Source organism: Synechococcus sp. R50.1, from assembly GCF_047462115.1.
Lineage (GTDB): Bacteria > Cyanobacteriota > Cyanobacteriia > Thermostichales > Thermostichaceae > Thermostichus.
The window spans coordinates 1-25,305 of sequence record NZ_JANSIN010000037.1; the positions used below are offsets into that span (position 1 = coordinate 1).

22 protein-coding genes, 1 tRNA gene and 1 pseudogene are annotated in these 25,305 nt (G+C 58.6%); 8 read left to right on the top strand and 16 right to left on the bottom strand.

What is annotated here, in order from left to right; genetic code table 11:
* Positions 1-534 precede the first annotated feature (534 nt).
* The 7 genes from NW870_RS09620 to NW870_RS09650 form a co-directional block, all read right to left on the bottom strand.
* Positions 535-1,311, bottom strand: coding sequence for a gamma-glutamyl-gamma-aminobutyrate hydrolase family protein (locus NW870_RS09620; protein ID WP_414356167.1), 777 nt, complete (start codon positions 1,309-1,311; stop codon positions 535-537).
* Positions 1,312-1,478: 167 nt separating this feature from the next.
* Positions 1,479-2,543 carry an ABC transporter permease gene (locus NW870_RS09625; RefSeq protein ID WP_414375051.1) on the bottom strand — a complete coding sequence of 355 codons (1,065 nt, stop codon included), beginning with the start codon at positions 2,541-2,543 and terminating at the stop codon, positions 1,479-1,481.
* A 43-nt stretch (positions 2,544-2,586) separates the two neighbouring features.
* A complete protein-coding gene (locus NW870_RS09630; protein ID WP_414375052.1) occupies positions 2,587-4,362 on the bottom strand; it encodes an ArnT family glycosyltransferase in 1,776 nt (591 codons plus the stop codon).
* A 75-nt stretch (positions 4,363-4,437) separates the two neighbouring features.
* The gene (locus NW870_RS09635; RefSeq protein WP_414375054.1) at positions 4,438-6,249 is read right to left on the bottom strand and encodes a DUF2254 family protein; all 1,812 of its coding nucleotides are present in this window, start codon (positions 6,247-6,249) and stop codon (positions 4,438-4,440) included.
* 27 nt (positions 6,250-6,276) lie between these two features.
* Positions 6,277-7,770 (bottom strand): signal recognition particle-docking protein FtsY, encoded by a 1,494-nt coding sequence (ftsY, locus tag NW870_RS09640; protein WP_414375055.1) that lies wholly within the window; start codon positions 7,768-7,770, stop codon positions 6,277-6,279.
* Between the two features lie 103 nt (positions 7,771-7,873).
* Positions 7,874-8,701 (bottom strand): DUF2993 domain-containing protein, encoded by an 828-nt coding sequence (locus NW870_RS09645; protein WP_011431980.1) that lies wholly within the window; start codon positions 8,699-8,701, stop codon positions 7,874-7,876.
* Between the two features lie 68 nt (positions 8,702-8,769).
* A complete protein-coding gene (locus tag NW870_RS09650; protein WP_414375057.1) occupies positions 8,770-9,093 on the bottom strand; it encodes a hypothetical protein in 324 nt (107 codons plus the stop codon).
* 380 nt (positions 9,094-9,473) lie between these two features.
* Here NW870_RS09650 and NW870_RS09655 point away from each other — a divergent pair, with 380 nt between their 5' ends.
* Entirely contained in the window at positions 9,474-9,839 is a 366-nt protein-coding gene (locus NW870_RS09655; RefSeq protein ID WP_414329642.1) for a hypothetical protein, read from the top strand.
* Between the two features lie 119 nt (positions 9,840-9,958).
* Here the strand turns inward: NW870_RS09655 and NW870_RS09660 are convergent, their stop codons facing one another.
* Entirely contained in the window at positions 9,959-10,912 is a 954-nt protein-coding gene (locus NW870_RS09660; protein WP_011431982.1) for a M48 family metallopeptidase, read from the bottom strand.
* Positions 10,913-11,084: 172 nt separating this feature from the next.
* Here NW870_RS09660 and minC point away from each other — a divergent pair, with 172 nt between their 5' ends.
* The 4 genes from minC to NW870_RS09680 all read left to right on the top strand — a co-directional run bounded on the left by minC (position 11,085) and on the right by NW870_RS09680 (position 15,678).
* Positions 11,085-11,819, top strand: coding sequence for a septum site-determining protein MinC (gene minC / locus NW870_RS09665; RefSeq protein ID WP_414356177.1), 735 nt, complete (start codon positions 11,085-11,087; stop codon positions 11,817-11,819).
* A complete protein-coding gene (gene minD, locus NW870_RS09670) occupies positions 11,816-12,622 on the top strand; it encodes a septum site-determining protein MinD (RefSeq protein WP_414375059.1) in 807 nt (268 codons plus the stop codon). Before minC ends, minD begins: the two co-directional genes overlap by 4 nt.
* Before the next feature lie 98 nt (positions 12,623-12,720).
* Positions 12,721-13,023, top strand: a complete 303-nt coding sequence (minE, locus tag NW870_RS09675; protein WP_414356181.1) for a cell division topological specificity factor MinE — start codon at positions 12,721-12,723, stop codon at positions 13,021-13,023.
* Positions 13,024-13,398: 375 nt separating this feature from the next.
* On the top strand, positions 13,399-15,678 hold the full coding sequence (locus NW870_RS09680; RefSeq protein ID WP_414356182.1) for a cation:proton antiporter: 2,280 nt from the start codon (positions 13,399-13,401) through the stop codon (positions 15,676-15,678).
* Here the strand turns inward: NW870_RS09680 and NW870_RS09685 are convergent.
* The 5 genes from NW870_RS09685 to NW870_RS09705 form a co-directional block, all read right to left on the bottom strand.
* Entirely contained in the window at positions 15,656-16,024 is a 369-nt protein-coding gene (locus NW870_RS09685) for a gamma-glutamylcyclotransferase (protein WP_011431987.1), read from the bottom strand. The two genes, NW870_RS09680 and NW870_RS09685, sit on opposite strands and share 23 nt — an antisense overlap.
* 42 nt (positions 16,025-16,066) lie before the next feature.
* The gene (gene plsY, locus NW870_RS09690; RefSeq protein WP_414356184.1) at positions 16,067-16,678 is read right to left on the bottom strand and encodes a glycerol-3-phosphate 1-O-acyltransferase PlsY; all 612 of its coding nucleotides are present in this window, start codon (positions 16,676-16,678) and stop codon (positions 16,067-16,069) included.
* Between the two features lie 219 nt (positions 16,679-16,897).
* Positions 16,898-18,826 (bottom strand): DNA topoisomerase (ATP-hydrolyzing) subunit B, encoded by a 1,929-nt coding sequence (gyrB, locus tag NW870_RS09695; protein ID WP_414356185.1) that lies wholly within the window; start codon positions 18,824-18,826, stop codon positions 16,898-16,900.
* A 201-nt stretch (positions 18,827-19,027) separates the two neighbouring features.
* Entirely contained in the window at positions 19,028-19,567 is a 540-nt protein-coding gene (gene rimM, locus NW870_RS09700) for a ribosome maturation factor RimM (protein WP_414375060.1), read from the bottom strand.
* 11 nt (positions 19,568-19,578) lie between these two features.
* Entirely contained in the window at positions 19,579-20,544 is a 966-nt protein-coding gene (locus tag NW870_RS09705; RefSeq protein ID WP_414356189.1) for an SPFH domain-containing protein, read from the bottom strand.
* A gap of 217 nt (positions 20,545-20,761) precedes the next feature.
* On the opposite strand from NW870_RS09705, the gene NW870_RS09710 reads away from it, so the two are divergent.
* The 3 genes from NW870_RS09710 (at position 20,762) to leuC (ending at position 24,526) form a co-directional block, all read left to right on the top strand.
* On the top strand, positions 20,762-21,793 hold the full coding sequence (locus tag NW870_RS09710; protein WP_414356191.1) for an NAD(P)/FAD-dependent oxidoreductase: 1,032 nt from the start codon (positions 20,762-20,764) through the stop codon (positions 21,791-21,793).
* Positions 21,794-21,856: 63 nt separating this feature from the next.
* The gene (locus NW870_RS09715) at positions 21,857-22,957 is read left to right on the top strand and encodes a polysaccharide deacetylase family protein (protein WP_414356193.1); all 1,101 of its coding nucleotides are present in this window, start codon (positions 21,857-21,859) and stop codon (positions 22,955-22,957) included.
* Between the two features lie 165 nt (positions 22,958-23,122).
* The gene (gene leuC / locus NW870_RS09720) at positions 23,123-24,526 is read left to right on the top strand and encodes a 3-isopropylmalate dehydratase large subunit (protein ID WP_414375061.1); all 1,404 of its coding nucleotides are present in this window, start codon (positions 23,123-23,125) and stop codon (positions 24,524-24,526) included.
* 18 nt (positions 24,527-24,544) lie between these two features.
* Here leuC and NW870_RS09725 read toward each other — a convergent pair.
* The 3 genes and pseudogenes from NW870_RS09725 to NW870_RS09735 all read right to left on the bottom strand — a co-directional run.
* Positions 24,545-24,618, bottom strand: a tRNA-Met gene (locus NW870_RS09725).
* Positions 24,619-24,666: 48 nt separating this feature from the next.
* A pseudogene (locus tag NW870_RS09730) lies at positions 24,667-24,792 on the bottom strand (hypothetical protein); the annotation flags it as partial.
* 15 nt (positions 24,793-24,807) lie between these two features.
* Positions 24,808-25,305 (bottom strand): RNA-guided endonuclease InsQ/TnpB family protein (locus tag NW870_RS09735; RefSeq protein ID WP_414375062.1); only part of this gene is annotated, 498 nt, incomplete at its 5' end.

A 25,305-nucleotide genomic window follows, 5' to 3' on the forward strand; every position in this document is an offset into this window, starting at 1 on the left:
CATCTAAAAAAACCAACTTCATCCTCTTTCCTCTATAAATTACTCTCTCTATCCTAACATAAGATCAACACGACCTAAGACAGACTATAGCGCTCTGCGCCGCCGCAGGCGTCCGCGAAAGCGTCACGTAGCGATGAAGTAAAAGCCGCCCTTAAGGGCAGGGCTTGCAACCCAGTTTTCTTGGTCAGGGGTTCTAAACTGGTGGCTCCAGAGTTCATTGCCGATGGCATCGTAAAGGCGCACAAAGGCATCGCTAGGCAACTGACCCGGTCTGCTCGGGAAGAGTTCCACTCGCCGCAGGCACCCAAAAGAGCCGAGCTGGCAAAAGCCAGCCCTAGAGAGACAACCCTCTCCAGCGGTCGCTTCCTGTTCATATGCGTACGGCACCCTGACGGGAAAGGACTCCGTCCCGCTACCGCGATCGGCGCTTCTTGACAAGGGGGCACCGCCTAGAAGTTAGCACGGGATAACTGACGGGATAACTGTTGGATGATTCTCCAACGGCAGGACTGTCCTCTGGCTGGGAACCTTCCTTTAGGCGACTTGGGGTACGGGCTCAGGGTTGGGCAGCAGGCCAGCTAGGCGCGGGGAAAAACGCAGTGCTGCCTGCACAAAGGCTTGAAACAGACGGAAGTGCTCGGCTTCTTCAAAGGTGAACTCGGGGTGCCACTGCACGGCAACAGCCCAGGGGTGGGTTTCGTGTTCAATGGCCTCGATCAGCTCATCTCGAGAACGGGCAGCCAAACGCCAACCTGAGGGCACATCGCGGATGGCCTGATGGTGCCAAGAGACCACAGAGATTTCTTCTGCGCCGACGATTTGGTGTAGCCGTGTGGAGCGGATCAGGCTGACATTGTGGCGAATGGGCTTGCGATCAGCGGGGTTGAAGTGATCCAGCTCGTCGTACACATCAGGCACATGGGGGATCAGCTTGCCGCCACTGACCACATTTAACAATTGCATCCCCCGGCAAATGCCTAAAACAGGGATCCCCTGGGCCAGCACGGCCTGAGCCAAGGCCACCTCAAATCGATCCCGCTCCGCGTTCACATAGCGCACCTGGGGATGTTGCGGATCTTCTCCGTAGGTGCTGGGGCAGAGGTCGCCGCCACCGGTCAACACCAGGCCATCCACCCAAGACAGCAAATCCTGAGGCTCACTTTCGCCTGGGGGAAAAAGAACGGGGATCCCTCCGGCAGCGCGAATGGCGTCCACATAGCGTCCCGGCGCTACGAAGTCTCCTTCGTCATTGCGGTTGCGAGTGGTAACGCCGATGAGCGGTCGATTTGAAAAAGGGGATGTCCGATTCATCCTTCTACGATAGCCTCATTTTCCAATGTTGATGGTGCTATGCCTACGGCAGAGGAACCGCACCACTGTCCTGAGCAGAAAAATCCAAAGTTTTCCCCCGCGATAGGAGTTGAATCTCGCTGTTGCGCAACGCTAACGCAAAGGGATCCCAGAAATCGCCGAAGCCATTAACCTTTCCCAAGGAAGTAGCGGCGGCTGATCCCTTGGGCCAGCAAGACGAACAACACCAGGGATCCCTGAATCACACCGGCCAAAGAAGACTCCAATTGCAAAGAGAGAGGCAGTTGCAAGCTGCCGATGTTAAGACTGCTGAAGAAAAAGGCAATCGGCAAAATCAGCAGGGGGTTAAAGCCTGACAGCATCACCACCAACAAGGCCAGAAAGCCCAAATTGCTGGAGATATTGGGGATGAGGCGATGGAACAGAGCCAACACCTGCAAGGCGCCCGCCAGCCCTGCTAAGCCCCCACAGCAGGCAAATGCCATGAGCAACCTGCGGGTAGCCGGGATCCCCAACCGGAAAGCAGCTACAGGGTTTTTCCCCACCGCCCGCAACTGCAGGCCGAAGCGAGTGTTGCCCACCACCAGCACCGTCAGGGCCAAAGCCAACAGGGCCAGCAGCAACGCCACCGGACTGGCCTCTGACCGCCCCCAGGTGGGCAACCACAGACGGGGATCCAACACTTCCGTCCCGCTCATGGAAGCCACCCCCGGCCTTTTCCAAGGGCCGAAGATCAGGTAGAGCACCCAACCTTGGGCAACAAAATTCAGCCCCAGCCCAGCGAAGATCTCGTTGACCCGCCCCCACACATTCAGGATCCCAGCCAACAGGCCCCAGCCCGCCCCCCCCAGGATCCCGGCCAAAAGCGCCAAGGTAATGGCCAGTGGCGGCGGCAACCATCCCGCTTCCAGACGCACCAGAAACGTGGCCGCAATTGCCCCGACCACCATTTGCCCTTCGATGCCCAAGTTGTAGAGACCGGCAACAAACGTAAACACCAGCCCACAGCAGCAGAGGACAAGGGGAGCCAGCGTTGCCAAAACCCGGCCAAACTGAGCTTCAGTGCCGAAGGCCCCCTGCCACATGCTGGCCGCCACCTGGAGAGGTGAAGCCCCCGCCAGCAGGATCACCCCCGCCACAAATAGCAGCGCTGCCAGCCAAGCCAATCCCTGGATTACCCAGGTACGCTCTAGAGACACCCACGACCGGCCCGATTCCGCTATTCCCGCCATGCTTTAACACTTCCTAGGATTCTTAAACTTAAGATTTTTAAACTCAAAGAGGCTCCCCGCTGCCCTGCTCCAAGAGGGGATCCAAACGGCGCACCAGTTGCCAGCCCTCCACCGCCGCTAGAGGTTGTAACCCCAAATCCCGGATCTCCACCTGTTCTGCCTGCACCGGAGAAACCCAAAGGTAGTCTCCATATTCCCCTCGTTGCAGAGCCTGATCATCCACCCATCTCCCCGGATGGGGGGTATAAAAAGCGATGGCCTGAGCCTGACAGACATCCGGCAAGCCGCTGCGGCCAATATCCACCACCGTCTCCCCAGCCTCTGTCGAGGACTCCGTCCGAATAGCGCGAACGGACGGGGGCAGCATTTGGTTCCAATCCATTTGGGCAAAAGCAGGGCTGAAGTTGCCGAAATCAGGCCGCAAGACGATGGTGATCATGGCGAGGATCCCGACCAACAAGAGGATTCCCACCCACAGCTCGCCGGCGCAGCGCAACACCCGCCACCAACTGCAGATCCCTGGCAGCAAGAGGTACAAAACACCCATCACCACCAGCGGCCAAGCATGAGGCTGTAGGAGCTCCAGACCGTCTACACCTAGCCGGACGGCCACCCCCAAACCCAACAGCAACAGCCCCACCGCTGCCAGTCCCCAAGAGAGCACCTGGGCCAGACGGGGCTTTAAGTGCTCCGCACCGCTGACGCGACCCCGCATAGCCAACGCTTGATCCAAGGCTACCCCGGCCAAGAGAGCCAGCCAAGGGTAAAGCTGCACGGTGTAGTAGGGGGTTTTGGTGGGATAAAGCTGCAACAACAACAGCAGCAGCAGGGGGAAAGACCAGATTAGCAGCGTGGATCCCGGCTGCTGGCGCACCAGGAGAAAGCCACCCACCAAAGCCAAAACCGTCCACGGGAAGCCATGAACGGGAATGTGCCAAAAGTAGTACCAGCCGGTGGCATCCGCATGGAAGGGCTCTTGCCCCAGATCCCACACCTTCCCCACCAGGGTGGTCAGCACCTGTGGGCCATACACCTGCATGGCTGGACCTAGCCAGAGGCCAAAAATCCCCAAGCCCAGCCCAAGCGCCAGCCAAAATGGGGCGGATCCCATCCAGCGGCGCCGTTGCTGCACGAGATAGGGGATCAAAGCCGCCCCCGGCAGCAGGATCATGGCACTTTTCATCAGCAGGCCCAGCCCGAAGGCCACTCCGGTTAGCCAAAACCAAACCCTGTGGCCGCGGATACCGTTGACCAGCCCCAGGATCCCCAGCAGCTCCAGAAAGGTCAAGGGCACATCCTGCCCCACCAGCCGCCCCTGCTGCACCCAGAGGTAGCACAGGGGCAAAACCGCCATCCCCAAAAAGGCCGCCCGCATCGGCAAAAAAAACCACCCAATCCAACCCACCAGGGGAATGGAGAGCAAAGCAGCGAGGATCCCTGGCAGCCGCGCTGCCCACTCGTTTACCCCGTACAGGGCAAAACTGAGGGCCACGCTCCAGGTGAGCAGAGGGGGTTTCTCGAAAAAAGGCTCCCCCAAAAAAGTGGGCCCCAGCCAATGCCCTCCCCGCAGCAGCTCGCGGGCCATTTGGGCATAAAAGCTCTCGTCGCAGCCAGCCAAACTGGGATCCGCCCCCGAGAGCACAAACAGGGGCACCGCCAAGCCCATCATCAGCAGGCTGAGGCCCCAAAAGGGCAGCAGATGAGGATTGCGGCGAAACCGGACAAAGGAGCTGGATCCCAGAGATCCCCTGGGGGGAGAAAAGCCTGGGCTGTTGTGACTACGCAACGCTGACGCGAAGAGGTGACTCAAAGGACGCATGGGACAAGGGAACGACAACAAGCAGCAGCCCTGCCCCAGCTTAAACTCTGCCGTGAGGGATCCGGTCTCCTCTCTTCAAGGAAGTTCCACGGATCCCTGTTCCTCCTGCACGGCGGCTAGCCCCTGAAACCACCCAAAAAATTGGTCGGCATAGGGTTGCAGAGCCGGTTCGAGAAAGTAGAAGTTCTCCCCTCGATCGGTGAACTCCCAGAACGAGGACTCCGTCCGAGTAGCGATAACAGCCGTGGTGGACTGTAGCTCTTGCCGGATGCTCTGTAGGCGCGCCAGGGGCTCGTGCTGCATATCCCAATAGATCAGCTTGGCCAAATCCTCCCGCCCACACCTGAGGAAATAGGCTGCCACCCGCACCTGGGTTTTGCGGATCCCACGCAGGGTAGTTTCCTGTTGCTCGCTTAAGGACTCCGTCCCGCTGACGCGAACGGGGTCTTGATCCAGGCGTAACAAGGCTTGCACAATGGCTTCCGTTGTTTCAGAGCCCAGAGCACAGCTCGACTGGGCCAACATTCCCAAATCGAAGCCAAAGGTTTCGGACAAGAAAAAGAGGCCCGCTCTGTAGGCAATCAGGCTGTAATAGCGAAAGTAGCCAACAATCTGCAAGACCAGAGCCGAATGGCGCTGTTGCAGGGCTGCCTCGGCCAACAAACGGTATTGCTTGAGCAGGTTGTAGCCGCTGCGGATGTCTCGCGCGTTGATGACGGCCCGCAGATAGGTATTGAAAAACTTGATCACCCACCCCGCTACCGTGAGTTGTTGGGTTTCCAGGGCGCGGATCCCCAGTTCCCGGCTGTGAATGGCCACCAGGGTGCTTGCCTGGCGCATGCCGTTTAGCCCCTCGGCAAACAAGGCTTGATACTGCCGCAGTATCTTCAGCTCCAGCCAGGATCCCTCTGCCTCAATCTGGCTCAAGAGTCCCTTATCCACCGAAGCAAAGTCTGGATCCCGCCGCAGAGCCGGGGTAAAGAGAAACCAGGCAGGGGGCAGTTGTGCTTTGTGAGCAGCATAGAAGACCCACAGAGACTTCAAGCTGTCCAAGGCTTCCAGGAGAATGCTCCCCTCCTGCTGACGAAGAGCACTGGTGGCGATGCTTTTGATTTCATCCAGAGCCGAGAGGCAGCGCTGATGAGCTGGCGAGCATTCGCCCATTGGAGAGTGCTGCTCTGTTGCTATGCCTACGGCACCCTGTATTCCTGCGCATCGCTGTTGCTGCACAACGTTGTCGTGACGAGGCCGCAGTTGCAGTGAACAACGGGAGAAATAGCCCCTCTTGGATCCGGAGTCCGATCCTGATCTCCTGGAAGCAAGGGATCCCAGGATGGCCTGCCGCACTTGCTGCTCAATGCGATGGATAATCGAAGCCGGCTGCAAAAAGTGAAACACGAAGCGAAAGTAGGGGATCAGCATCAAAAACGAAGCTGTGCCCAGCAGCAGATTCAGCCCGACGAGCAACCCTGGAGGGTGTTGCTCCGCAACGCCAACACGAACGTAAAAGCCCAGGGCTGCCGAACTCCACAAACTGACCACATTGGCCAAAATCAGGAAAAAGAAGAGGTAGAAATTGACTTTCTCGCGCAAAAACAGCTCCGTGACCTTTGGCGTGAAGCGATCCGCGCTCAACTGCACCACAATGGCCACCACCGAGAGGGTAAAGCCCAGCACCCCTGACAACACCTGAGCCAAGGTGGTTACAAATTCCTGCAAAGCCCCTGCATCCTGCGTGGATCCCGCCCGAACCAGGTTCAACCCGCTCTGGATCCAGCGGTGCCCACCCCAAGCCCAAAGCAAACCTGCCCCCACCACTGCAGCACTCCAGGGCAGAAAGCGGGGGCGACGCCCAACAAAGCCTGGATCTGTGTGTCTCTCTTTCACAATGGCCCTTCTCAGAGAGGGGGTGCCTCAATACTCGCTTAGAAGAGCTTCCACAAACTCGTAGCTGGAAAAAGGCCGCAGATCTTCTAGCCCCTCGCCGGCGCCGATAAAGCGGATGGGCAGGTTCATCTGCTGCGTAATGGCCAGGGCAATCCCCCCCTTGGCGGTGCTATCCAGCTTGGTCAGGATCACACCGCTCAACTTGGCAGCCTCGGCAAACACCTCGGCTTGGCGCAACCCGTTTTGCCCTTGGGTGGCATCCAGCACCAGAAGGCTTTCTACTTTGGCTTCGGGAGCTTTTTTGTCAACGATGCGGCGGATCTTGGCTAGCTCGTCCATCAGGTTTTTCTTGTTTTGCAGACGGCCTGCCGTGTCCACCAACAGCAGCTCTGTGCCCCTGGCCTTGGCGGCTGTGATGGCGTCAAAAACCACCGCTGCCGGATCGGCATTGGGAGAGGGATTGGCGATTACCTCTACCCCTGCTCGCTCTGCCCAAACCTTGAGCTGCTCCACAGCAGCAGCCCGGAAAGTATCAGCAGCAGCAATCAGACAGCGGTACCCAGACTCGCGGGCAACATGGGCAATTTTGCCAATGGTGGTGGTCTTGCCCGCCCCATTCACCCCGACAATCAACCAAATGTTGAGCGTGTCCCGTTGCGGCGCAAAGGTGGGATCCCCCACCGTCAACATCTGCCGCATCTGCTGCTTGAGGTATTTGACGGCCTCCTCTGGGGGCACCACCTCCTCTCGCATGCGCTTTTGTAGGGCTTGGATGATCTGCTCGGTGGCGTCGATCCCCACATCGGCCTGCAGCAACAGGGCCTCAATTTCTTCCACAGCCTTCTGATCCAGAGGGCCGCGGCCTACCAGCGCTTTCAACTGGTTGATCAGGTTAAGGCGGGTTTTGCCCAAGCCTCGCCGCAGCTTTTGCAGCCAGGAGATTTCCTCAACGGAGATCTCTTCCGGTTTGCGCCCTTGAGCCGCCAGGATCTCGGCTGACCAGCGGAAGCCCTCATCGAAGACCAGCTCTTCCGGCCCCGTCTCTGGAGAAGGAGCAACCGCTGCAGTCGCCGCCTCGGGTTTGGGCTCATCCACGGCGCTGGCTTGCAGGGCTTGGAGACGCTCAGCAGCACGGGGAGCCAGATCGAAAAACGAGGGAGCTGCCGCCGGCTGCACAGGGGGCGATTCTGGAGATGCTGGTTCTTGTGTTGGAGTGGAGGACTGGACGGGTTCACGGGGTTCTGCTTGGGCAAGTGGGCCGGAGTCCTCAGTCGAGGCCGGTGGCTGCAGCTGGACGGATTCTGCTCGCGCAGGCGGGGCGGACTCCTCGGTTGCCGGTGGGGCTTGGGCAGCAGCACGGGCCTTCAGGTTGGCATAGGCGGCTTTGGCGAAGGCCAAATAGTCTTCAGGGGAGATCTCCGCCGGTTCTGTGGCTGGCGCGGGGGCTGGTGGCGAAGACTCCGCTTCACCAGGAGAGTCGGTAGAGTCGGTATAGCGGCGGCGAAACCAATCGAAGGCCATAATCCCATCTCCAGCCTGGCTGATCTTTATCCAGTTTGACAGAGCAGCTCTCCTGCTAGAGCGCAGCCCTGGGGAGCTCATCCCTGCTCAATGGGGATCCCCGTTAGCGGGACGAGGTCCTTTCCAACCCTTCCACCCGCACAAACCCAATCACCTGCAACTGGTCAGGCTCTATCTCTAGGCTGAGCACCCGCATCAGGATCCCAATCTCTTCCAGCTCTTGCAGGTCAAGCACCTCATTGAGCCCGCCCAAAAACGCTGCTGAGATCTCATCGGGAACCCGCACAGAACCGATCACAAACTCCGGATTCTCCAGCTTTAGGCTGCGCCCTTCTTCCACGCGGATCCCGGTGTTAAACACCACCTCCACCGCTCGCGTTAGCGGGACGGAGTCCTTTTGCTCAGTACCGCCGTCTTTCTCCACCAAGAGGGCAGAGAGCTGAATGCGGCTGGGATCCAAAAACTCGACGCGGGGCTGACGCAGATCAAAACGGCGAGCTTCCCTTCCCGCTCCCCCAAAGGGCAGATCGGCGCGGATATCCTGAAACTGGCGGAGCACCTCTGGCTTGTTGAGGGCAGCATTCAAGTCCTCTTCCCGCACCAACACCCGTACCGCCGCTTGCAGAGGTCGCGCCAGGCGCAAGGGAGCCCCCTGGAAAAAAGAGGGGTCAATTGCCACCGGATCAGTTTCCAGCTCCAGAAGCTCGATGCGGGGAAAGGGCGCTCGATAGAGCCCGCGACCGGCAATCAGCAGGCGATCCGCTTGGCCATTCAGCAGTCGGTAATTGGGCTGGCTTTGGATGCGCACCTCCAAAACCTCTGCCCGATCCAACTGATCCAACAGAAGCTGCCGCGCCGTCTGATCCGCCAGATAGCCCGCTCCTCCTCCCAAGCCCGCCAACAGCCCCAAGAGAACTGCCAGGATCTCCATGATCACTAACCGGATGTGCCCTAACCCAGGTTAGCAAGGGGATCCCTGGCCCACCTTGGGGATCCGGGCTAGCGCATCACCTTGAGGGGGCTGGCCTCAATGGGGCGATTGCCCATAAAGGTTTTGGCAATTTTCAGGCCATCAGCCATTATCGGGCGATTGAGCGTGGGATCATGGATGAATTTGGCCCCAGAGGCAACCGTTGGGCGTCCCTCGCCCCAGGTGTCCACGACTTTGAGAGTTGCAGCAGTAACTGGACGTCCGTCGGCATAGTAATCCACCACTTTCAGGGTCGAAGCCCCGACCGGACGATGATCAATCCCAATTTCGCTGAACTTGACAGGGCTGGGAAACACCGGTGGGCCGGATTTCTCCTCCAGCAGTACCGGCATCTGAGCAGCCCCAGAGGCTCCATCAGCAGGCAGGGGAGCCAGGTTTAGAGCATTACCCGTTTGCGTTGGCGGAAGAGCGTCCTTTCCCACAGAAGAAGCTTCTTGCTCTGGAAGCGTGCTGGAACGACCATTTGGAACGGCCATAAGAATCTCCTGAGTTGATAGAGGTGATGAACAAAACAGGACGGGAAAGGGCAGCAAGCTAGATCCAGTAGAGCGCTGCGGAAGAGGCATACCGTTGGCAAGGCTAAAGGTCGGCCTCCCCCAGTTCAAATGGGCCCAAATCTAAAGATATTCTAAACCAACTCTTCACTTCAGCCACTCCCTGGCAAAACCCAAAACGGACGGTACACTAAAGCTGGAGTGAGCTAGCAAGGTCTATGGCAGGGATCCCCTATTCCTATTGGCGCTGGGCAAGGTGGCCGGCACCGGCTCTGTGGGCGTTGCTGCTTTGGTTTGCTCCTGCAGCTCGAGCTTCTACCCTGGACGCGCCCCCATTTGACCTGAATGTTGTCCGCTCCCGTTCTCTGCCGTGGAGACATCCTCTTCTTGTTCCCGAGCAGAAGGATCCCATCCCATCCGCTCGCGTTGGCGAGACGGAGTCCTGGGCTGAAGTCGAGGTGACAGAGCCTCCTTTCCTAGAGTTCACCCTTGAAGAAAGCAACGCAGCTGTTGCCCTATTCGGCTGTGATTGCCCGGCCCACCTCAACCAGTTGCGGAGACTACGCGGTCTGCCTTTGCTGTGAAGCACAGCTCCACCAGTAGCCATCCCCGACCAAGAAACACAGGAAGTCATCAAGGCCAAAGATTGGGAGCGAGAGCCATTTCAGCCGGCCTTGGGCAGAAGGGATCCCTCTGTGCCGAGTTAGGGCAGGACAGGGAGTAGCGGCAGGATCTCAATCTCGGTGCGTTGGGTTTGTTCGGGGGATCCGGAGGGCCAAATGGAGCCGCCGGAGCCGTGGAGTGGAACGGTCTGACCGGCTGGGCTGACCATGCCGTGCTGAATGATGAGCTGGTTGAGGCGGGCAATGCGCTCCGAGACGGGGGGATGGGTGCGCAGGAACTCTGGCACAGATCCGCGGGATTGCAACTTGGCCAAAAATTGCGGCATGCCCTGCGGGTCAAACCCGGCGCGATAGGCTGCCCCCAGACCTTTTTCATCGGCGATAAACTCGTTTTCACGGCTCTGCGGGCGCCGTACTCCCAATTCCAGGGCCAGAGCGGCCAGGGTACTGTCGTTGAGCCCCAACAATTGAGCCCCAAACTGGGCAGTGGCAGCCTGCTGCAGTTGTTGCAGGCCGTGGCGTTCGCCGATGTGGGCCACCTCGTGGGCCAGCACGGCGGCAATCTGGTCGTCGTTGTCGGCGGCTGCGAGGGCACCAGTGGTGATGTAGACAAAGCCTCCCAGTGTGGCAAAGGCGTTGATGTCGGGATCTTCCACCACTTGAAAGGTGTAGGGCAGATGGGGCCGTTCGCTGTGGGCGGCCACCCGTTGGCCAATGCGGTTCACCCGCTCGACCCAGTAGGGATCCGAACTGAGGCGAAGTTGTCCCCGCGCTTTCAGTTGTCGATCGATCTGGCGGCCTAAGCTCACCTCTTGGGCATCGTTCAACTGGCTCACCTGCAGCCACTGAAGGCCATGAATCAGCAAACGGCCCAGATCTTGGGCATGGGCAGGGGATCCCATCCCAGATGCCGCAAGAATGCTGAGTAGGGCAATGGCGACCGGTCTCACCGCGCGAGAACTCCACCCCTTGGAGAGGAGAGGATCCTGTCCTGCTGGCGCGAGCAGCCTGAGGGTGTGGCGAGGTTTCAACATCAGGAATTGGCTCCATCAAGTACCCTCAAGTTAGCGATCCCGAAGCAAGATTGTCCTGCCACCCAAGCGAAACCGCTTTGCTATCAAGGGCAACCGCCGAGAGAGTTTCCCCTGGCTTGGGGGAATGGAATAGGATAGGGCTCTATATTCAGGCAGACGTTTAAGGGCGGTCATGACGGGATCCCCTACATGGAACCCTGAAATCTCCCCATCTCCAGACTCCTGGGCCACGGGCAGCGTTTACTTTCGGTCGGATGCACAAGGGATTCATCTGCACTTGCCCAGCACCTTACCTTGGGAAGAGCTTTGGGAAAACCTGGTTTGGCAGTTGCGCAGCCGCAAACCCTACTGGGCCGGGGTCGCTCCCCTCACCCTCTGGAGCCAGCAGCGAGAGCTGGACATGCCCACCCTACAACTTCTTGCTGCCCTATTGTCTCAGCATGGACTGCAACTGTGGCGCGTTCAAACTCGATCCCGCTCGACAGCGATTGCAGCAGCGACGTTGGGGTATTCTGTGGAGCAATCTTCCCTTTTGGAGGCAGTTCACCCTGCTCCCCCAGACACCACACCTCTGTACCTACGTTCGACAGTGCGCTCTGGCATGTCCGTGCGTCACAGAGGATCCGTATTCCTGTTGGGGGATCTCAACCCCGGCGGCGAGATCGTTGCCGGAGGAGATGTTTGGGTTTGGGGACGCTTGCGCGGCTTGGTTCACGCGGGGGCCAACGGCGACAAGGGGGCTGTAATCTTGGCATTGCAGTTGGAGCCCACTCAGTTGCGCATTGCCAATCAGGTGGCCCGTCCGCCAGAAGGCGGATCCCTGCCCAACACCCCTGAAGTGGTTTACCTACAGGAAGATGTCATCTGCATCGCCAGCCTTCAAGATTTTCTGCGGAGAGGAGTATGAGCCGAGTCATCGTCATGACCTCTGGTAAAGGTGGAGTCGGCAAAACCACCGTGACGGCCAACCTGGGCACTGCCTTGGCGCGCTTGGGTCGCTCGGTGGTGGTGGTGGATGCAGACTTTGGCCTGCGCAACCTGGACTTGCTGCTGGGGCTGGAGAATCGGGTGGTGTACACGGCCCTAGAGGTGATTGCCGGGGAGTGCCGCCTCGAGCAGGCTTTGGTGAAAGACAAGCGCACCCCCCATCTCTCGCTGTTGCCGGCAGCCCAAACCCGCAACAAAACGTCGGTGCATCCGGATCAGATGCGCCAGTTGATCGAGAAGCTGGCCAGCAGCCATGACTACGTGCTGATCGATTGTCCGGCAGGGATCGAACAAGGGTTTCGCAATGCCATTGCCGGGGCCAACGAGGCCATCATCATCACCACCCCAGAAGTGGCAGCGGTGCGGGATGCAGATCGCGTGGTGGGCTTGTTGGAAGCCGCCCAGATTTCATCGACTCAGCTCATTGTCAACCGCCTGCGCCCGGACATGGTGGCAGCCGGCCAGATGATGTCGGTGGAAGATGTGGTGGAGGTGCTGGCCATCCCGTTGGTGGGTATTATTCCAGAAGACCGCGAGGTGATCGTCTCCACCAACAAAGGGGAGCCCCTGGTTCTCTCCGCCAATCCAACTCTGGCTGCTCAGGCCATCCAGCGCATTGCCCGACGGCTAGAAGGGGAAGCGGTGGAGTTTCCCAAGCTGGCCAGCTTGAGCGAGTCTTTTTGGGAGCGGGCCAAACGGTTTTTAAACCAAAAGGTGCTCTGACAACTGTTTTGTCGTTTTTCCCCACTTTATCCAGATTGGAATGGCAATTTTGACCTGTTCACAACTTTCACAACTGAGTAACAAGGCCGGCAAAACCTATGCTCCTCGATTTTTTGGATCAGCTTTTTTCTCGGCACTCCGGCAACAGCCGCCATCAAGCCAAGCAACGGTTAAAGCTGATCTTGGCCCATGACCGCGCTGATCTCACCCCAGCGGCACTGGAATCGATGCGCCTAGAGATTTTGGGGGTGGTGTCGCGCTATGTGGAGCTAGATTCAGAGGGGATGCAGTTTCATTTGGCTACGGAAGGGGGAACGACTGCTCTCATTGCCAATCTGCCCATCCGTCGCGTTAAGCCCTTAGAGACGGGTCTCAGCCACCCGGAAGGCGAGAAAGCCTAGAAGGGGAGATTTTTGGCAGCATGTCGATTTGCTTTCAATTCCCAACAGAGCTGCCCAACGCCAGAGTGGTCGTCAAGCCCGCTCTGTGATACGTTGAGGTAAGTCGTGTGTACTGTAGCGAGAAGCAGGCTGAGTGTAGCTTTTGCAACTTCATGGGGCCGACACACATGAGTTAGCTCTGCGTGTTTGGGCTCATGAACTGCTGACGTGATGGGTAGAGCCCCCTTGACGATTGGAGACTTTTCAGCAGTTTGTATTGGCGTTAGCGTTGCGGAGCAACAACGACGTTAACGATGGCAGCGACGAGATTGTTAGCGTTCAGTAGCTGGAAAGGTAAGGGCTCCGTCCCGCTATTGCGTTCGGTTAAGCCTCAATATGCAAGATTCATTTGAGCTGACGATCCTGTTTACGCTAGCCCTGGTGGCCGGGATCGCTGCTCAGGTGCTGGCTAATGTTGTCAGAGTGCCCAGCATTGTTTTCCTGCTGCTGTTTGGCCTGTTGCTGGGGCCAGATGGTTTGGGCTGGGTTCACCCCCAAGTCATGGGATCCGGGCTGGAGGCGCTGGTGTCGTTGGCGGTGGCCCTGATCTTGTTTGAGGGGGGGCTGAACCTGCGGCTGCAACGCCTCAATCCGGTATCGGATAGCCTGCGCAACTTGGTTTTGTTGGGATCCCTGCTGACCCTAGTGGGGGGAGCGGCAGCAGCTCACTATCTGGGAGAGTTTCCCTGGCGGCTGGCCTTTTTATTTGGATCCCTGGTGGTGGTAACAGGGCCGACGGTGATCAACCCCATCTTGAAGCGGGTACGGGTCGATCCGGCAGTCAGCACGCTCCTGGAGGGAGAAGGGGTGCTGATCGATCCCATCGGGGCCATTCTGGCAGTGGTGGTGCTGCAGGTGGTGCTCTCCGGCCATCCCAGTTTTCTCATGGCCTTGGAACAGTTGTCCAGCCGTCTGGCCATCGGGTCGGCGGTGGGAGCGCTGGGGGGCTGGCTGATGGGATCCTTCCTGCTCTGGTCGCGGCAGTTTTTAACCGAGGAGTTGCGCAACTCGGTGGTGCTGGCAGGGGCGCTGGGGGTGTTTGCCTTGGCCCAGTCGCTGCGATCGGAGGCGGGGCTGATGGCAGTGGTGATGGCGGGCCTGGTGGTGCGGCAGAAGGCGGCCATTGCCGAGCGGGGTGTGCGGCAGTTTCACGGCCAGTTGGTGGTGTTGGCCATCTCGGTGATCTTTATTTTGCTTACCGCCACGCTCTCCCTCAAGGCGGTGTTTGCCCTGGGCTGGGGATCCCTGGCCACAGTGCTGTGCTTGATGCTGGTCATCCGCCCCTTGAGCGTGTGGCTGTGTACCTGGCGCAGCGACCTGAATTGGCGGCAGAAGCTGTTTGTGGCTTGGCTGGCTCCTCGGGGCATTGTGGCGGCTTCGGTGGCGTCCTTGTTTGCCATTTTGCTGACAGAACGCGGCATTACCGGGGGAGATGCCCTCAAGGCGCTGGTGTTTTTGACGATCTCGGTGACGGTGACGGTACAGGGGTTGACGGCAGCCTGGGTGGCCCGCTGGCTGGGTCTGGATCAGGGCAGTTCCACCGTAATCATCGGCGATCATCCCCTCACCAACCAATTGGCCCAGTTGATGCGCTCGCTGAACCAGACAGTCGAGGTGATCCCACTGCTTTCTGGGGCTTCCAAAAATGGGTATGGCAGCTACGAAGCTTCCCATTCAGCGGACGCCAAAGACTCCGTTTCGCAGAAGCGTCGTGCCGCCATCGCGTCAGGGATGCGGAGCAACAGTGGTGCAGAGCAACATGGCAATGGCACCCACAAACCTGACCCGAAGCCAGAGGCTGCCCCCGGATCCCTGCAGGAGGCCGTGCTGAACGAGTCTGCTCTGTTGAAGGCTGATATCGACCATGCGGAAACCCTGTTGATCCTCACTCTGGATCCGCAGGTGAACTGGGCCATTGCCGAGTTGATGGTTAAGCTCTCGGTTTCTGCCACCATCTGGACGGTGTTGCTGCCGGATATGCCTATCTCAGAAGGGATCCGCACCTTGCAGCCTTCCTTCTCCCAACTGCAGCGCTGGGCCGGCTATCTGGAGGCCAATCGGGCCGAGCTGCGCTCGATCACCCTACCCACGTTGGCGGACTTGGGCCTACCCCTCCCCTTCTCGGCTTCGGCCCTGCCAGAGGCAAGCAACAAGGCTGTTCGCGACAGCAGGACGGAGTCCTTTGTCTTAGCAGCTCAAGAGTCGCTCCCGACAGCGCTGCCCAATCCCTTCCTGGCCCAGATGGGACTGGAGGATCCCACCCTTGAACGGCTGCGGGATCAGTTTGCCTATCGAATCAAAGCCGATCTATGCCTGCCCTTGTTGTTGGTGCGCCCGCAGCGGCTGAGGAGCGGCTCATCTCGACCGGGTCGGCTCTTCTACCTGCCTGAGCCAGACATTTGGCGACGCGGGGATCGCATCTACTACCTGGAGCGCGTTTCCAGCCCTGTGGATGCTGGTGTTCTCTCCGCCAAAGAGCCTGATTCCCAAGAATGGGATCCGTCCGCAGCCGTTCACACTCGCGTTCGCGACAGTGGTGCGGAGCACAACAGTGGGATAGAGTCTTTGTTGCCGCCCCAGTATGTTGAGGGCGTCAAGCTCCACTTTGATCTCTAACCAGCCAGCGGCCACTGGGGATGAGCGAGCACCCTTGCACCTGCTCAGGCCGACCCAGATAAACCCAAGCAAAGGTGCCGCTATCCAGTTGCACCCACTGCCGTTCGTACACCCGCGGGTGGTCTTCCAGTTCGTCCAATCGGGGCAATAGACTCAAGGGGATGCGGTAGCACTCGCCGTAGAGCCGGTTTCGGCCACGAACTGCCATCGGGTAGGGGCCGAGACTGTAAAGATCAATGTGGTTGAGGCTGTCTGTCCCCAAAAATTCTGCCCCCTGCAGCAAGCTGTGGTATTGGCCGCCCCGCAGCAGGGATCCGTAGACAAAAACCACTGTGGTCGGTTGCATAGCGTTGCGGAGTAATACAGCTGCTTCACAGTGCCTTGAAAATTAGGGAGATTGCGTCCATTTTTGGCCAATGCGCGGCTCCGACCCGGCCAGTAGGCGCTCGATGTTGCGCCGATGAGCACCGATCACATACACCCCGCCCGCCAACGCAAACAACAAATAGGGCAAAGGTTGAGCTGTTGCCCACATCACCACCGGAGCCGCCACTGCCGCCAGCAGGGAGCTGAAGGAAACGATGCGGGTGAGGGCGAGCCCCAGCAGCCAGACGCCGAAAGTTGTCAGGGCTACTGGCCAAGCCATAGCCAACAAGATCCCCAGGCTGGTGGCCACCGATTTGCCCCCCCTGAAGCCCAGCCAGCAGGAACGGCTATGGCCGATCACTGCGAACAATGCCGCCAAAACCACCCACCACGCGGATCCCAAGGCCGATCCCAGGGCAACTGCTGCTGCCCCCTTGGCAGCATCCACCAGCAACACCAGCAGGGCGGGCCCCTTGCCCAACGTCCGCAACACATTGGTTGCTCCGGTAGAGCCGGATCCCTGTTGGCGAATATCGATGCCTCCCCACCAACGACCTACCCAGTAGCCGGTCGGGATGGATCCCAGGAGATAGCCCCCCAGCGCAGCGAGAAGAGCGGTAAGGAATGCAGGCATGGCAGGATCTTGAGCGCTCCTCCCTCACTTTGCCACAGGGTCTGGGCTGCAACTGGGATCTTGCCCCGTCCGGGAGCTTTTGGCTGCTCGCGGCCTCGTCTGCAACACCGTTACGTTCGCGCCAGCGGTGCGGAGCACTTTCCCCCTGCCGTGGGCCCCGAAGAGGCGGGACAGAGTTCTCTCCACCCAATATCGAGAGTCGCTAAATATCGAGAGTCGCTAAATATCGAGAGCCGCCAGATCCAAATGGGCACTGTGGGCCTCAATAAACTCCCGTCGGGGGCCAACGGCATCTCCCATCAAGATGGTGAAAATGCGATCCGCCTCCACCGCATCTTCGATGGTGATTTGTTTGAGGGTGCGCGTTGCCGGGTTCATGGTGGTCTCCCAAAGTTGTTCAGGCATCATTTCCCCCAGACCCTTGAACCGTTGGATGGTGTACTTGGCGTTGGCAGGCAGCCCCCGCAGGATTTGGTCTTTCTCGGCGTCGCTGTAGCAGTAGCGAACATTGTTGCGACCCCACTCGATTTTGTAGAGCGGCGGACAGGCGATATAGACATAGCCCTGTTCCAGAAGCGCCTTTTGATAGCGGTAGAAAAAGGTCAGCAACAGGGTGCGAATGTGGCTGCCGTCCACGTCAGCATCGGTCATGAGGATGATGCGGTGGTAGCGCAGTTGGCTAGGATCAAATTCATCCCCTTTCACCCCCAAACCCAGCGCTGTGATCATGGCCTGAATTTCGGCGTTTTTGTAGATCTTGGCGGGATCTGCCTTTTCAATGTTGAGAATCTTGCCGCGCAGGGGCAACACCGCCTGAAACTGCCGATCCCGACCCTGTTTGGCGCTGCCGCCTGCAGAGTCGCCTTCCACCAAATACACCTCAGATTCCGCCGGGTCGCGGCAACTGCAATCGGCCAACTTCCCCGGCAGCGTGGAAGATTCCAGGGCAGATTTGCGCCGCACCAATTCCCTGGCCCGCCGGGCTGCCTCGGCAGCATTGAAGGACTGGATGGCCTTATCGACGATCCCCCTGGCCACGTTGGGGTTGAATTCCAAGTACTCCGTGAGCGCCTCGGAGACGAGGGTTTGCACAATGCCCCGCACCTCGGTGTTGCCCAACTTGGTTTTGGTTTGCCCCTCAAACTCGGGGTTGGGCACCTTGACCGAGACGATGGCCGTCAACCCCTCGCGCACATTTTCTCCGGCCAGGTTGCTGTCGGAGTCTTTCAGCTTGTTGAGCTTGCGGGCTTGACTGTTGATGGTGAGGGTAAGAGAGGTTTTCAAGCCCTCCAGGTGGGTACCCCCTTCGTTGGTGCGGATGTTGTTGGCAAAGCCGATCAAATTGTCGGTGTACACATCCGAGCACCACTGCAGCGCCACTTCCACCTCCACACCATCCCGCTCCCCTTGGATGTAGATGATGTCGGAGTGGATGGGCGTTTTTTCGTGGTTGATAAAGGCTACATATTCCCTGATGCCGCCTGCATATTGATAGGTTTCGCAGTGGGGCGGATCCCGCCGCAGATCGCTAAAGGTAATTTTCAAGCCGGCATTGAGGTAGGCCAATTCGCGAAAGCGGGCCGCCAGCAGGGCATAGTCGAACTCTCGCTCGGGAAAGATCAGCCCATCCGGCTTGAAGCGCACCTCTGTACCCCGTCGATTGGATCCCTTGGGCTGGGGTTCGGATTTCAGGGATCCCACCACCGCCCCGCGCTCGAACCGTTGAAAGTAAACCTTGCCCTCTCGCCAAACCGTCACCTCCACCCATTCGGAGAGGGCATTCACCACCGATACGCCCACGCCGTGCAGCCCGCCGGAGACCTTGTAGCCGCCACCGCCAAACTTGCCCCCCGCATGCAACACCGTCAGCACCGTAACCAGGGCCGACTGACCGGTTTTGGGGTGGATGTCCACCGGAATGCCACGGCCATTGTCCAAGACGGCTACCGAGCCGTCGGGATGCAGGCTGATCTGAATATCGTCGCAATAGCCGGCCAGGGCCTCATCAACGGAGTTGTCCACCACCTCGTACACCAAATGGTGCAACCCCTTCGGCCCGGTGGAGCCAATATACATGCCAGGCCGCTTGCGCACAGCCTCCAAGCCTTCCAAAACTTGGATCTGCTCTGCACCGTAGTTTTCCGTCATTCCCAACTCCAATTCCGAAGAAGGCTCCCGGCCAAGATCAACAGAAACCCAGAAAAATTGACCTTAAAGGCCTAGGATGAGCTTAGCATCAAAAAACTGCCCCTATAATAGCACAAAAGGCTAGAACGGCCACACAGGCGCTTCTGAGGGCCAAGTTCAGGATGGGATGCAGGTACGGAAGTCAGGCCGTCTTGTCGAACTCTAACCCAGAAAGCTCTCCACCAGCCCAGGCGGCGGCTGCACGTGCAGTGCGCCTTTTTCCAAATCCACGACGGGCACCAGGGCTTTCACAAAGGGGATCAACACCTGCCGGTGATCAGGGGTTGTTATCTCCAGCACATCCTGGCCGGCTGCCAAAATCCCCGAAACCTGTCCCAGCAGCTCCCCCTGGCGATAGACGGTCAAGCCGATGAGATCGCGGTAGTGGTACTCTTCCGGCTGCAGGGGCAAGCGGTGGGAAGCCGGCACCAGCAGCCTAGCTCCTACCCAAGTCTCAGCCGCCGTTCGATCGGGGATCCCTTCCAGTCGCACCAAATAAAGACCCTTAGCCGGGAAAAACTGCCCCTCAATCAGGGAATGCAGCAGGGGCTCGGGATCCGTATCCCGCTGCAGCCAGCGCGGTCCGGGCTCTGTGAGGCGTTCTGGGAAATCCGACCAGCACCTAACCCGCAGCCAGCCCCGCAAGCCGTGGGCCGCCACCACCTGTCCCACCAGCAGCCAAGCCGGATCCTGGGCCATCATGGTCAGTCAACTCAGTCGAGCCGGGGAAAGTCCACTTCGGTTGGGAAAGCGGTCGGGGTGCGCAGCTTCTGAGAGGTCACTGTGCGAGAACCTTCCCCACCCTTAGCCACGTCCACCATGGAGAGCAGCCCTTGCAGGGTGCCAGGGATCGAATTGGGATCCATGAAGATCACCTTCGCGCTGGGACTGCTGCCCACCTTGAGGCCCATGTCAATATAATTTTGCGCCATCAGGTATTGCAGCGCATTGGCTGCCTCTGGGTTCTCCTGCAGCGTGGCGGCAATGGTTTTGATGGCTTCAGCCGTGCCTTCAGCCAGCAGCAGCCGCTCTCGCTTCTCCGCTTCTGCTCGCAATAGCTGTGCCTTGGCGGCCCCCGCAGCCTGGTTGATGCTGGCCTGCTGCTCCCCTTCTGATTTCAGAATAGCGGCCCGCTTTTCCCGCTCGGCAGCCATTTGTTTTTCCATCGAGTCTTGCACGGTTTTGGAGGGTTGAATGTCCCTGACTTCCACGCGGGTGATCTTGATCCCCCAGGGATCTGTGGCCTCGTCCAGCTCTGTCAAAAGGCGAGCGTTGATCTCGGCGCGGGAGGAAAAGGTTTGATCCAAATCCATACGGCCAATTTCTGCCCGCAGAGCCGTCAGCACCAGGTTAATCAAAGCCCGCTGCACGTCCTCGACCGCATAGCGGGCCTTGATCATGTCGGTGATGCGCCAGTAGACCACCGCATCGGCCATCAAAGAGACGTTGTCGCTGGTGATGCACTGCTGAGGAGGCACATCCAACACCTTCTCGCGGATGGTTTCCCGGAACACAATCCTATCGATGGGGGGAAGAATAAAGTGCAATCCTGGGGTCAACTTGCGGTGAAACCTGCCTAAACGCTCTACCAGTGCCTCATATCCCTGGCTGATGATTTTGACCGAGTTGAACAGGTAGCCGATAAAGATCAGGGCAATGGCCGCTAAGATACCTGGCATAGGGCTTTCCTCCTGATGGGGAGTTCAGTCCCCATTCTAGACGGTTGCTAGACGGTTGTTGGGACTGCTCCCTTCACTTGGATCACGCCTCAACAGAAATGTGGTGGACTCAGCAGGATAAGCAGTCCTCGGAACATATAGAGTTTCTTAAGATTTTTCAGGCCGCAGCCAACGACCTGAGATCACCCGGCAAAAAGCTCGTGAGGGGATCCCGTCCATGAAACTGAGCAGCAGGAATCTAGAAGTTGCTTTGAACAAAATCTATGACGTGATCGTGGCCGGAGGAGGAGCAGGGGGACTATCGGCGGCAATCTATCTGGCCCGTTACGGACTGAGTTGCCTGGTGGTGGAGAAGGGCAGAGGCCGATCTTTTTGGATGCAGGATTTGCGCAATTATCTGGGCTTGCCCCCGACCACTCCAGGGCGAGAGCTGTTGCGCCAGGGAACAGAGCATGCCCTCAGCTTGGGGGTAGATTACCTGCGCGGTTTTGTGGAAGATGCCACCGATGAGGGAGACCTTTTTGCAGTCAAGGTCAAGGTGGGAAAAATGAACAGCCTCTACCCCGTTTTTCGGAGCAAATATTTGATCGCGGCAACCGGCATTATGGATTACTTGCCCCAGTTGTCGGATATGCAGAATGTTTACGACTACGCGGGCTATTCACTGCATGTCTGTATGATCTGCGATGGCTACGAAATGCGGGATCAGAAGGCGGTGTTGATCGTCAATTCAGAAGATCGGATCAATACAGCTTTTGTCCTCAACTGGTTTACACCCTATATCTCGGTGTTGACCCACGGCCTCTGCTCGGTCGGCCCCGACATGCGCAAAAAACTAGCGGATCATGGCTACCCACTCTACGAAACTCCCATTCGTCGTTTTTGGGGAGAAAACCATCAATTGCAGGGTGTGGAGCTGGAAGATGGCACCTACATCGAAGCGACCACCGGCTTGGTGGCGATGGGAGCCAAATACCACAATGCTTATTTGAAAGGGATCCCCGGCTTGAAATGGCAAGGGGAAAACCTGCTAACCGACGAGTGGTGTCGCACTGCTCATCCGCGGCTGTTTGCACTGGGCGATTTGAAGCAGGGCCTGAACCAAGTGTCGATTGCGGTTGCCGATGGCACCCTAGCTGCCACAGCCATTTGGCGGGACATCCGACGGGCCTCACCTGCACGTAAATGGGAAGAGCGCCTGCTCTCGCCACCTGGGATCCCAGGGCCTTCCGGATCCTCACTAAATTGATGGGCTCTATCGAGCTTGGGTGGCTTCTGTCCTATGATTGGTTGCGAAGGATTAAGCCATTCCATGCACTCTCTGAAAGCGTTGAAAGCGTTGATATTTTGCCTAGCCTTCCTACTGGTTGGACTGATCTACTACTGCACGGTAGAGGCCCAGCCTCTTTTTGAGCTGAACCTGACGGCCACCTCGGAATACAACCTCATTCTCCCCATTGAAAGCATTCGGGTGGTGCGCGGCGCCAATCCCCAAGATTTGCTCATTTATCTATCAGCTCCTTCGGCAGCCTGGATCCATCAAGAAGAGGTGAACGGGCATTATGTGATCGACATCCCCTACGGAGTCATTACCCATACAACAACCGTCGAGGTCGCTTCGGATCTGCCCTATCGGCTGAGCTGGGGCAACCAAAATGAGCAGACGGGGCGACTGTTGATTACCCCTGCTCCCGCTCATGTGCAGGTGTTTCTGCAGCATGGCTGGATCCCGGATCCCGACTTTCTCGATCCGGCAGAAAATACTCAACCTTTGCAACTGCCTTTAGAAGAAGTGCTGGGGCCTTTACTGGAAGTGCCACCTCGTTCTGCCTTTCTGACCATTGATGATGGCCCCTGGCCTCAGTCTACCCCCCGACTTTTACAGGTTTTGGATGATCTTCAGATCCCGGCCACTTTCTTTGTTATTGGCACCCACGTTTCCCGATTTCCAGAATTGGCTCAATCGATTCAGGCCCATCACCACACCCTAGCCAATCATACTTTTACCCACGATTATCAACGTCTCTACGGAAGCAATGAGCTGTTTTATGCTGAGGTGGATCAGACAACCCAACTGCTCAAAGCGTTGAACTTAGATCCCCAACTGGTTGTTCGCCCACCGGGAGGTTTTCGCCTAGATTCTGCTTTGCGTCGCTCTCTGGAGCAGGCAGGATATCGAGTTCTTTACTGGAACATGAGCCCGGAAGATGCTTACGCGGGCCAAAGCGCAGCCCAACTTTTGGAGCGTGTTCGAGCTCAGTTGCCGGCGATCCAGGCTTCCGATCAGCCCCTGGTTTTGCTGCTCCACGATCGCTGGCCCCACACCGCAGAGGCCCTGCCGGATATCGTCGCTGCCATTCAAGAGGCGGGCTATCGCTTTTTGCCTTGGCCGGCCTTCAGGGATCCCGTTTGAAGGGCGAGTTTCTCGTTGGCTGAGGCAGGGGTTTCCCGGTTTGAGGACTCAGATCCGCCTTCGCCCACCGGGATCGCATAGCGATAACGGCAGCCCGTACCTTGACAACCCTTTCCCCAAGTAGCACATTGAAAGTTCACAGGACTTGGCTGCGGGCCGAGAAAGATGAGCGAGAGGACATTATTCGATAAGGTGTGGGATGCCCATACGGTGCGGATTTTGCCCTCTGGGCAGACGCAGTTGTTCATCGGCCTGCACCTGATCCACGAGGTGACCAGCCCGCAGGCTTTTGCCATGCTGCGGGAGCGCCATCTGCCGGTTCTGTTTCCCGAGCGGACGGTGGCCACAGTGGATCACATCATTCCCACCGACAACCGGGCACGGCCTTTTGCGGATCCCTTAGCGGAGGAGATGATCCAGGAACTGGAGCGCAATTGTCGGCAATACGGCATCCGTTTCTACAACAGTGGCTCCGGTCGGCAGGGGATCGTGCATGTGATTGCCCCGGAGCAGGGGTTAACTCTGCCGGGGATGACCATTGCCTGTGGGGACAGCCACACCTCTACCCACGGGGCCTTTGGGGCCATTGCCTTTGGGATCGGCACCAGCCAGGTGCGGGATGTATTGGCCACCCAAACCTTGGCCTTGTCCAAGCTCAAGGTGCGCCGCATTGAGATCCAGGGCAAGCTGGGGCCGGGAGTCTACGCCAAGGACGTGATCCTGCACATCATCTGCAAGCTGGGGGTCAAAGGCGGGGTGGGCTACGCCTACGAGTACGGGGGCAGTGCCATCGAAGCCATGAGCATGGAAGAGCGCATGACCCTCTGCAACATGTCCATCGAGGGAGGAGCCCGCTGTGGCTACGTCAACCCCGATGCGGTGACCTTTGAGTATTTGCGGGGGCGAGAGTTTGCCCCACAGGGATCGGATTGGGAAGAGGCGGTAGCCTGGTGGAGAAGCCTGGCCAGCGATGGCGATGCCCGCTACGACGATGTGGTGGTCTTCCAGGCCGCAGATATTGCGCCGACGGTTACTTGGGGGATCACCCCCGGCCAAGGGATTGGGGTGGATGAGCGGATCCCTGCCCCCGAGGATCTGCCGGAAAGCGAGCGGGAACTGGCCAAAGAGGCCTACGCCTACATGGACTTGCAGCCAGGGGATCCCATCGTGGGGACACCGGTGGATGTCTGCTTCATCGGCAGTTGCACCAATGGCCGCTTGAGCGACCTGCGGGAGGCAGCCAAGATTGCCAAGGGGCGGCGGGTGGCCCCAGGGGTGAAGGCGTTTGTGGTGCCCGGCTCAGAACGGGTAAAGCAGGAAGCAGAACAGGAGGGCTTGCGGGAGATCTTCGAGGCGGCAGGGTTTGAGTGGCGGGATCCCGGTTGCTCCATGTGTTTGGCGATGAACCCGGATCGGCTGGTGGGGCGCCAGATCAGCGCCTCTTCTTCCAACCGCAACTTCAAGGGCCGCCAGGGATCCCCCAGCGGGCGTACTCTGCTCATGAGCCCGGCTATGGTGGCCGCAGCGGCAGTCAGCGGCAAGGTGGTGGATGTGCGGACACTGCTTTAACCAACCGTCTCTCAGGCATAGCGGGGACTGGATTTGAACCAGTGACCTTCGGGTTATGAGCCCGACGAGCTACCAGGCTGCTCTACCCCGCGGCGCTTTTCTAGCCTAGCTTGTTCTCGGGCCAACCGGCAAGCCTACGCCTAAGTTTCGCCCTTTTGTGTGGGTATTGTCTTCGGGGATCCCCGTCGCACCTGGATGAGCTGGGCGGTGATGCTGATGGCAATCTCGGCGGGGGTTTCGGCGTGGATCTCCAGGCCAATGGGGGCAAAGAGCCGAGTAAACTACCCGACCCTGACTGCTTCGCAGTACGGGGCGGGCTTTCGGTAGCCCTGCAGTTGGCAAGCCAACCACGGGCCTCTAGGCTGGTTTACGACAGCCCCAAGCTTGGCAATCATGTTGGCCCCATTCCAGTCCGCATCCCCTTCCCATCCACAGTGCCCACACTTGAACTGCTTCCCACTGCGATAGGATTGCGTAGGATCGGGATGAATGTGCAAACACCGGTGGCAGGTCTGCGACGTGTAGGCAGGCGGCACCAGAATCAAGGTAACCCCTGCACGCAGAGCCTTGTATTCCAGAAACTGCCTCAGCTGGTAGAACGCCCAACTGTTGGCCCTGCGCCGTTCAGCTTTGCTGCGTGGCTGTTGATTGACCCTTTCCCGGATCCCTGTCAAGTCTTCCAGAGCAATAGCGCTGTTTGTGGCTTTTGCCCTAGAGACAATAGCTTTAGAGATGCGATGATTGACCCACGTTTGAAAGCGTCTCTCCTTGCCAGACAG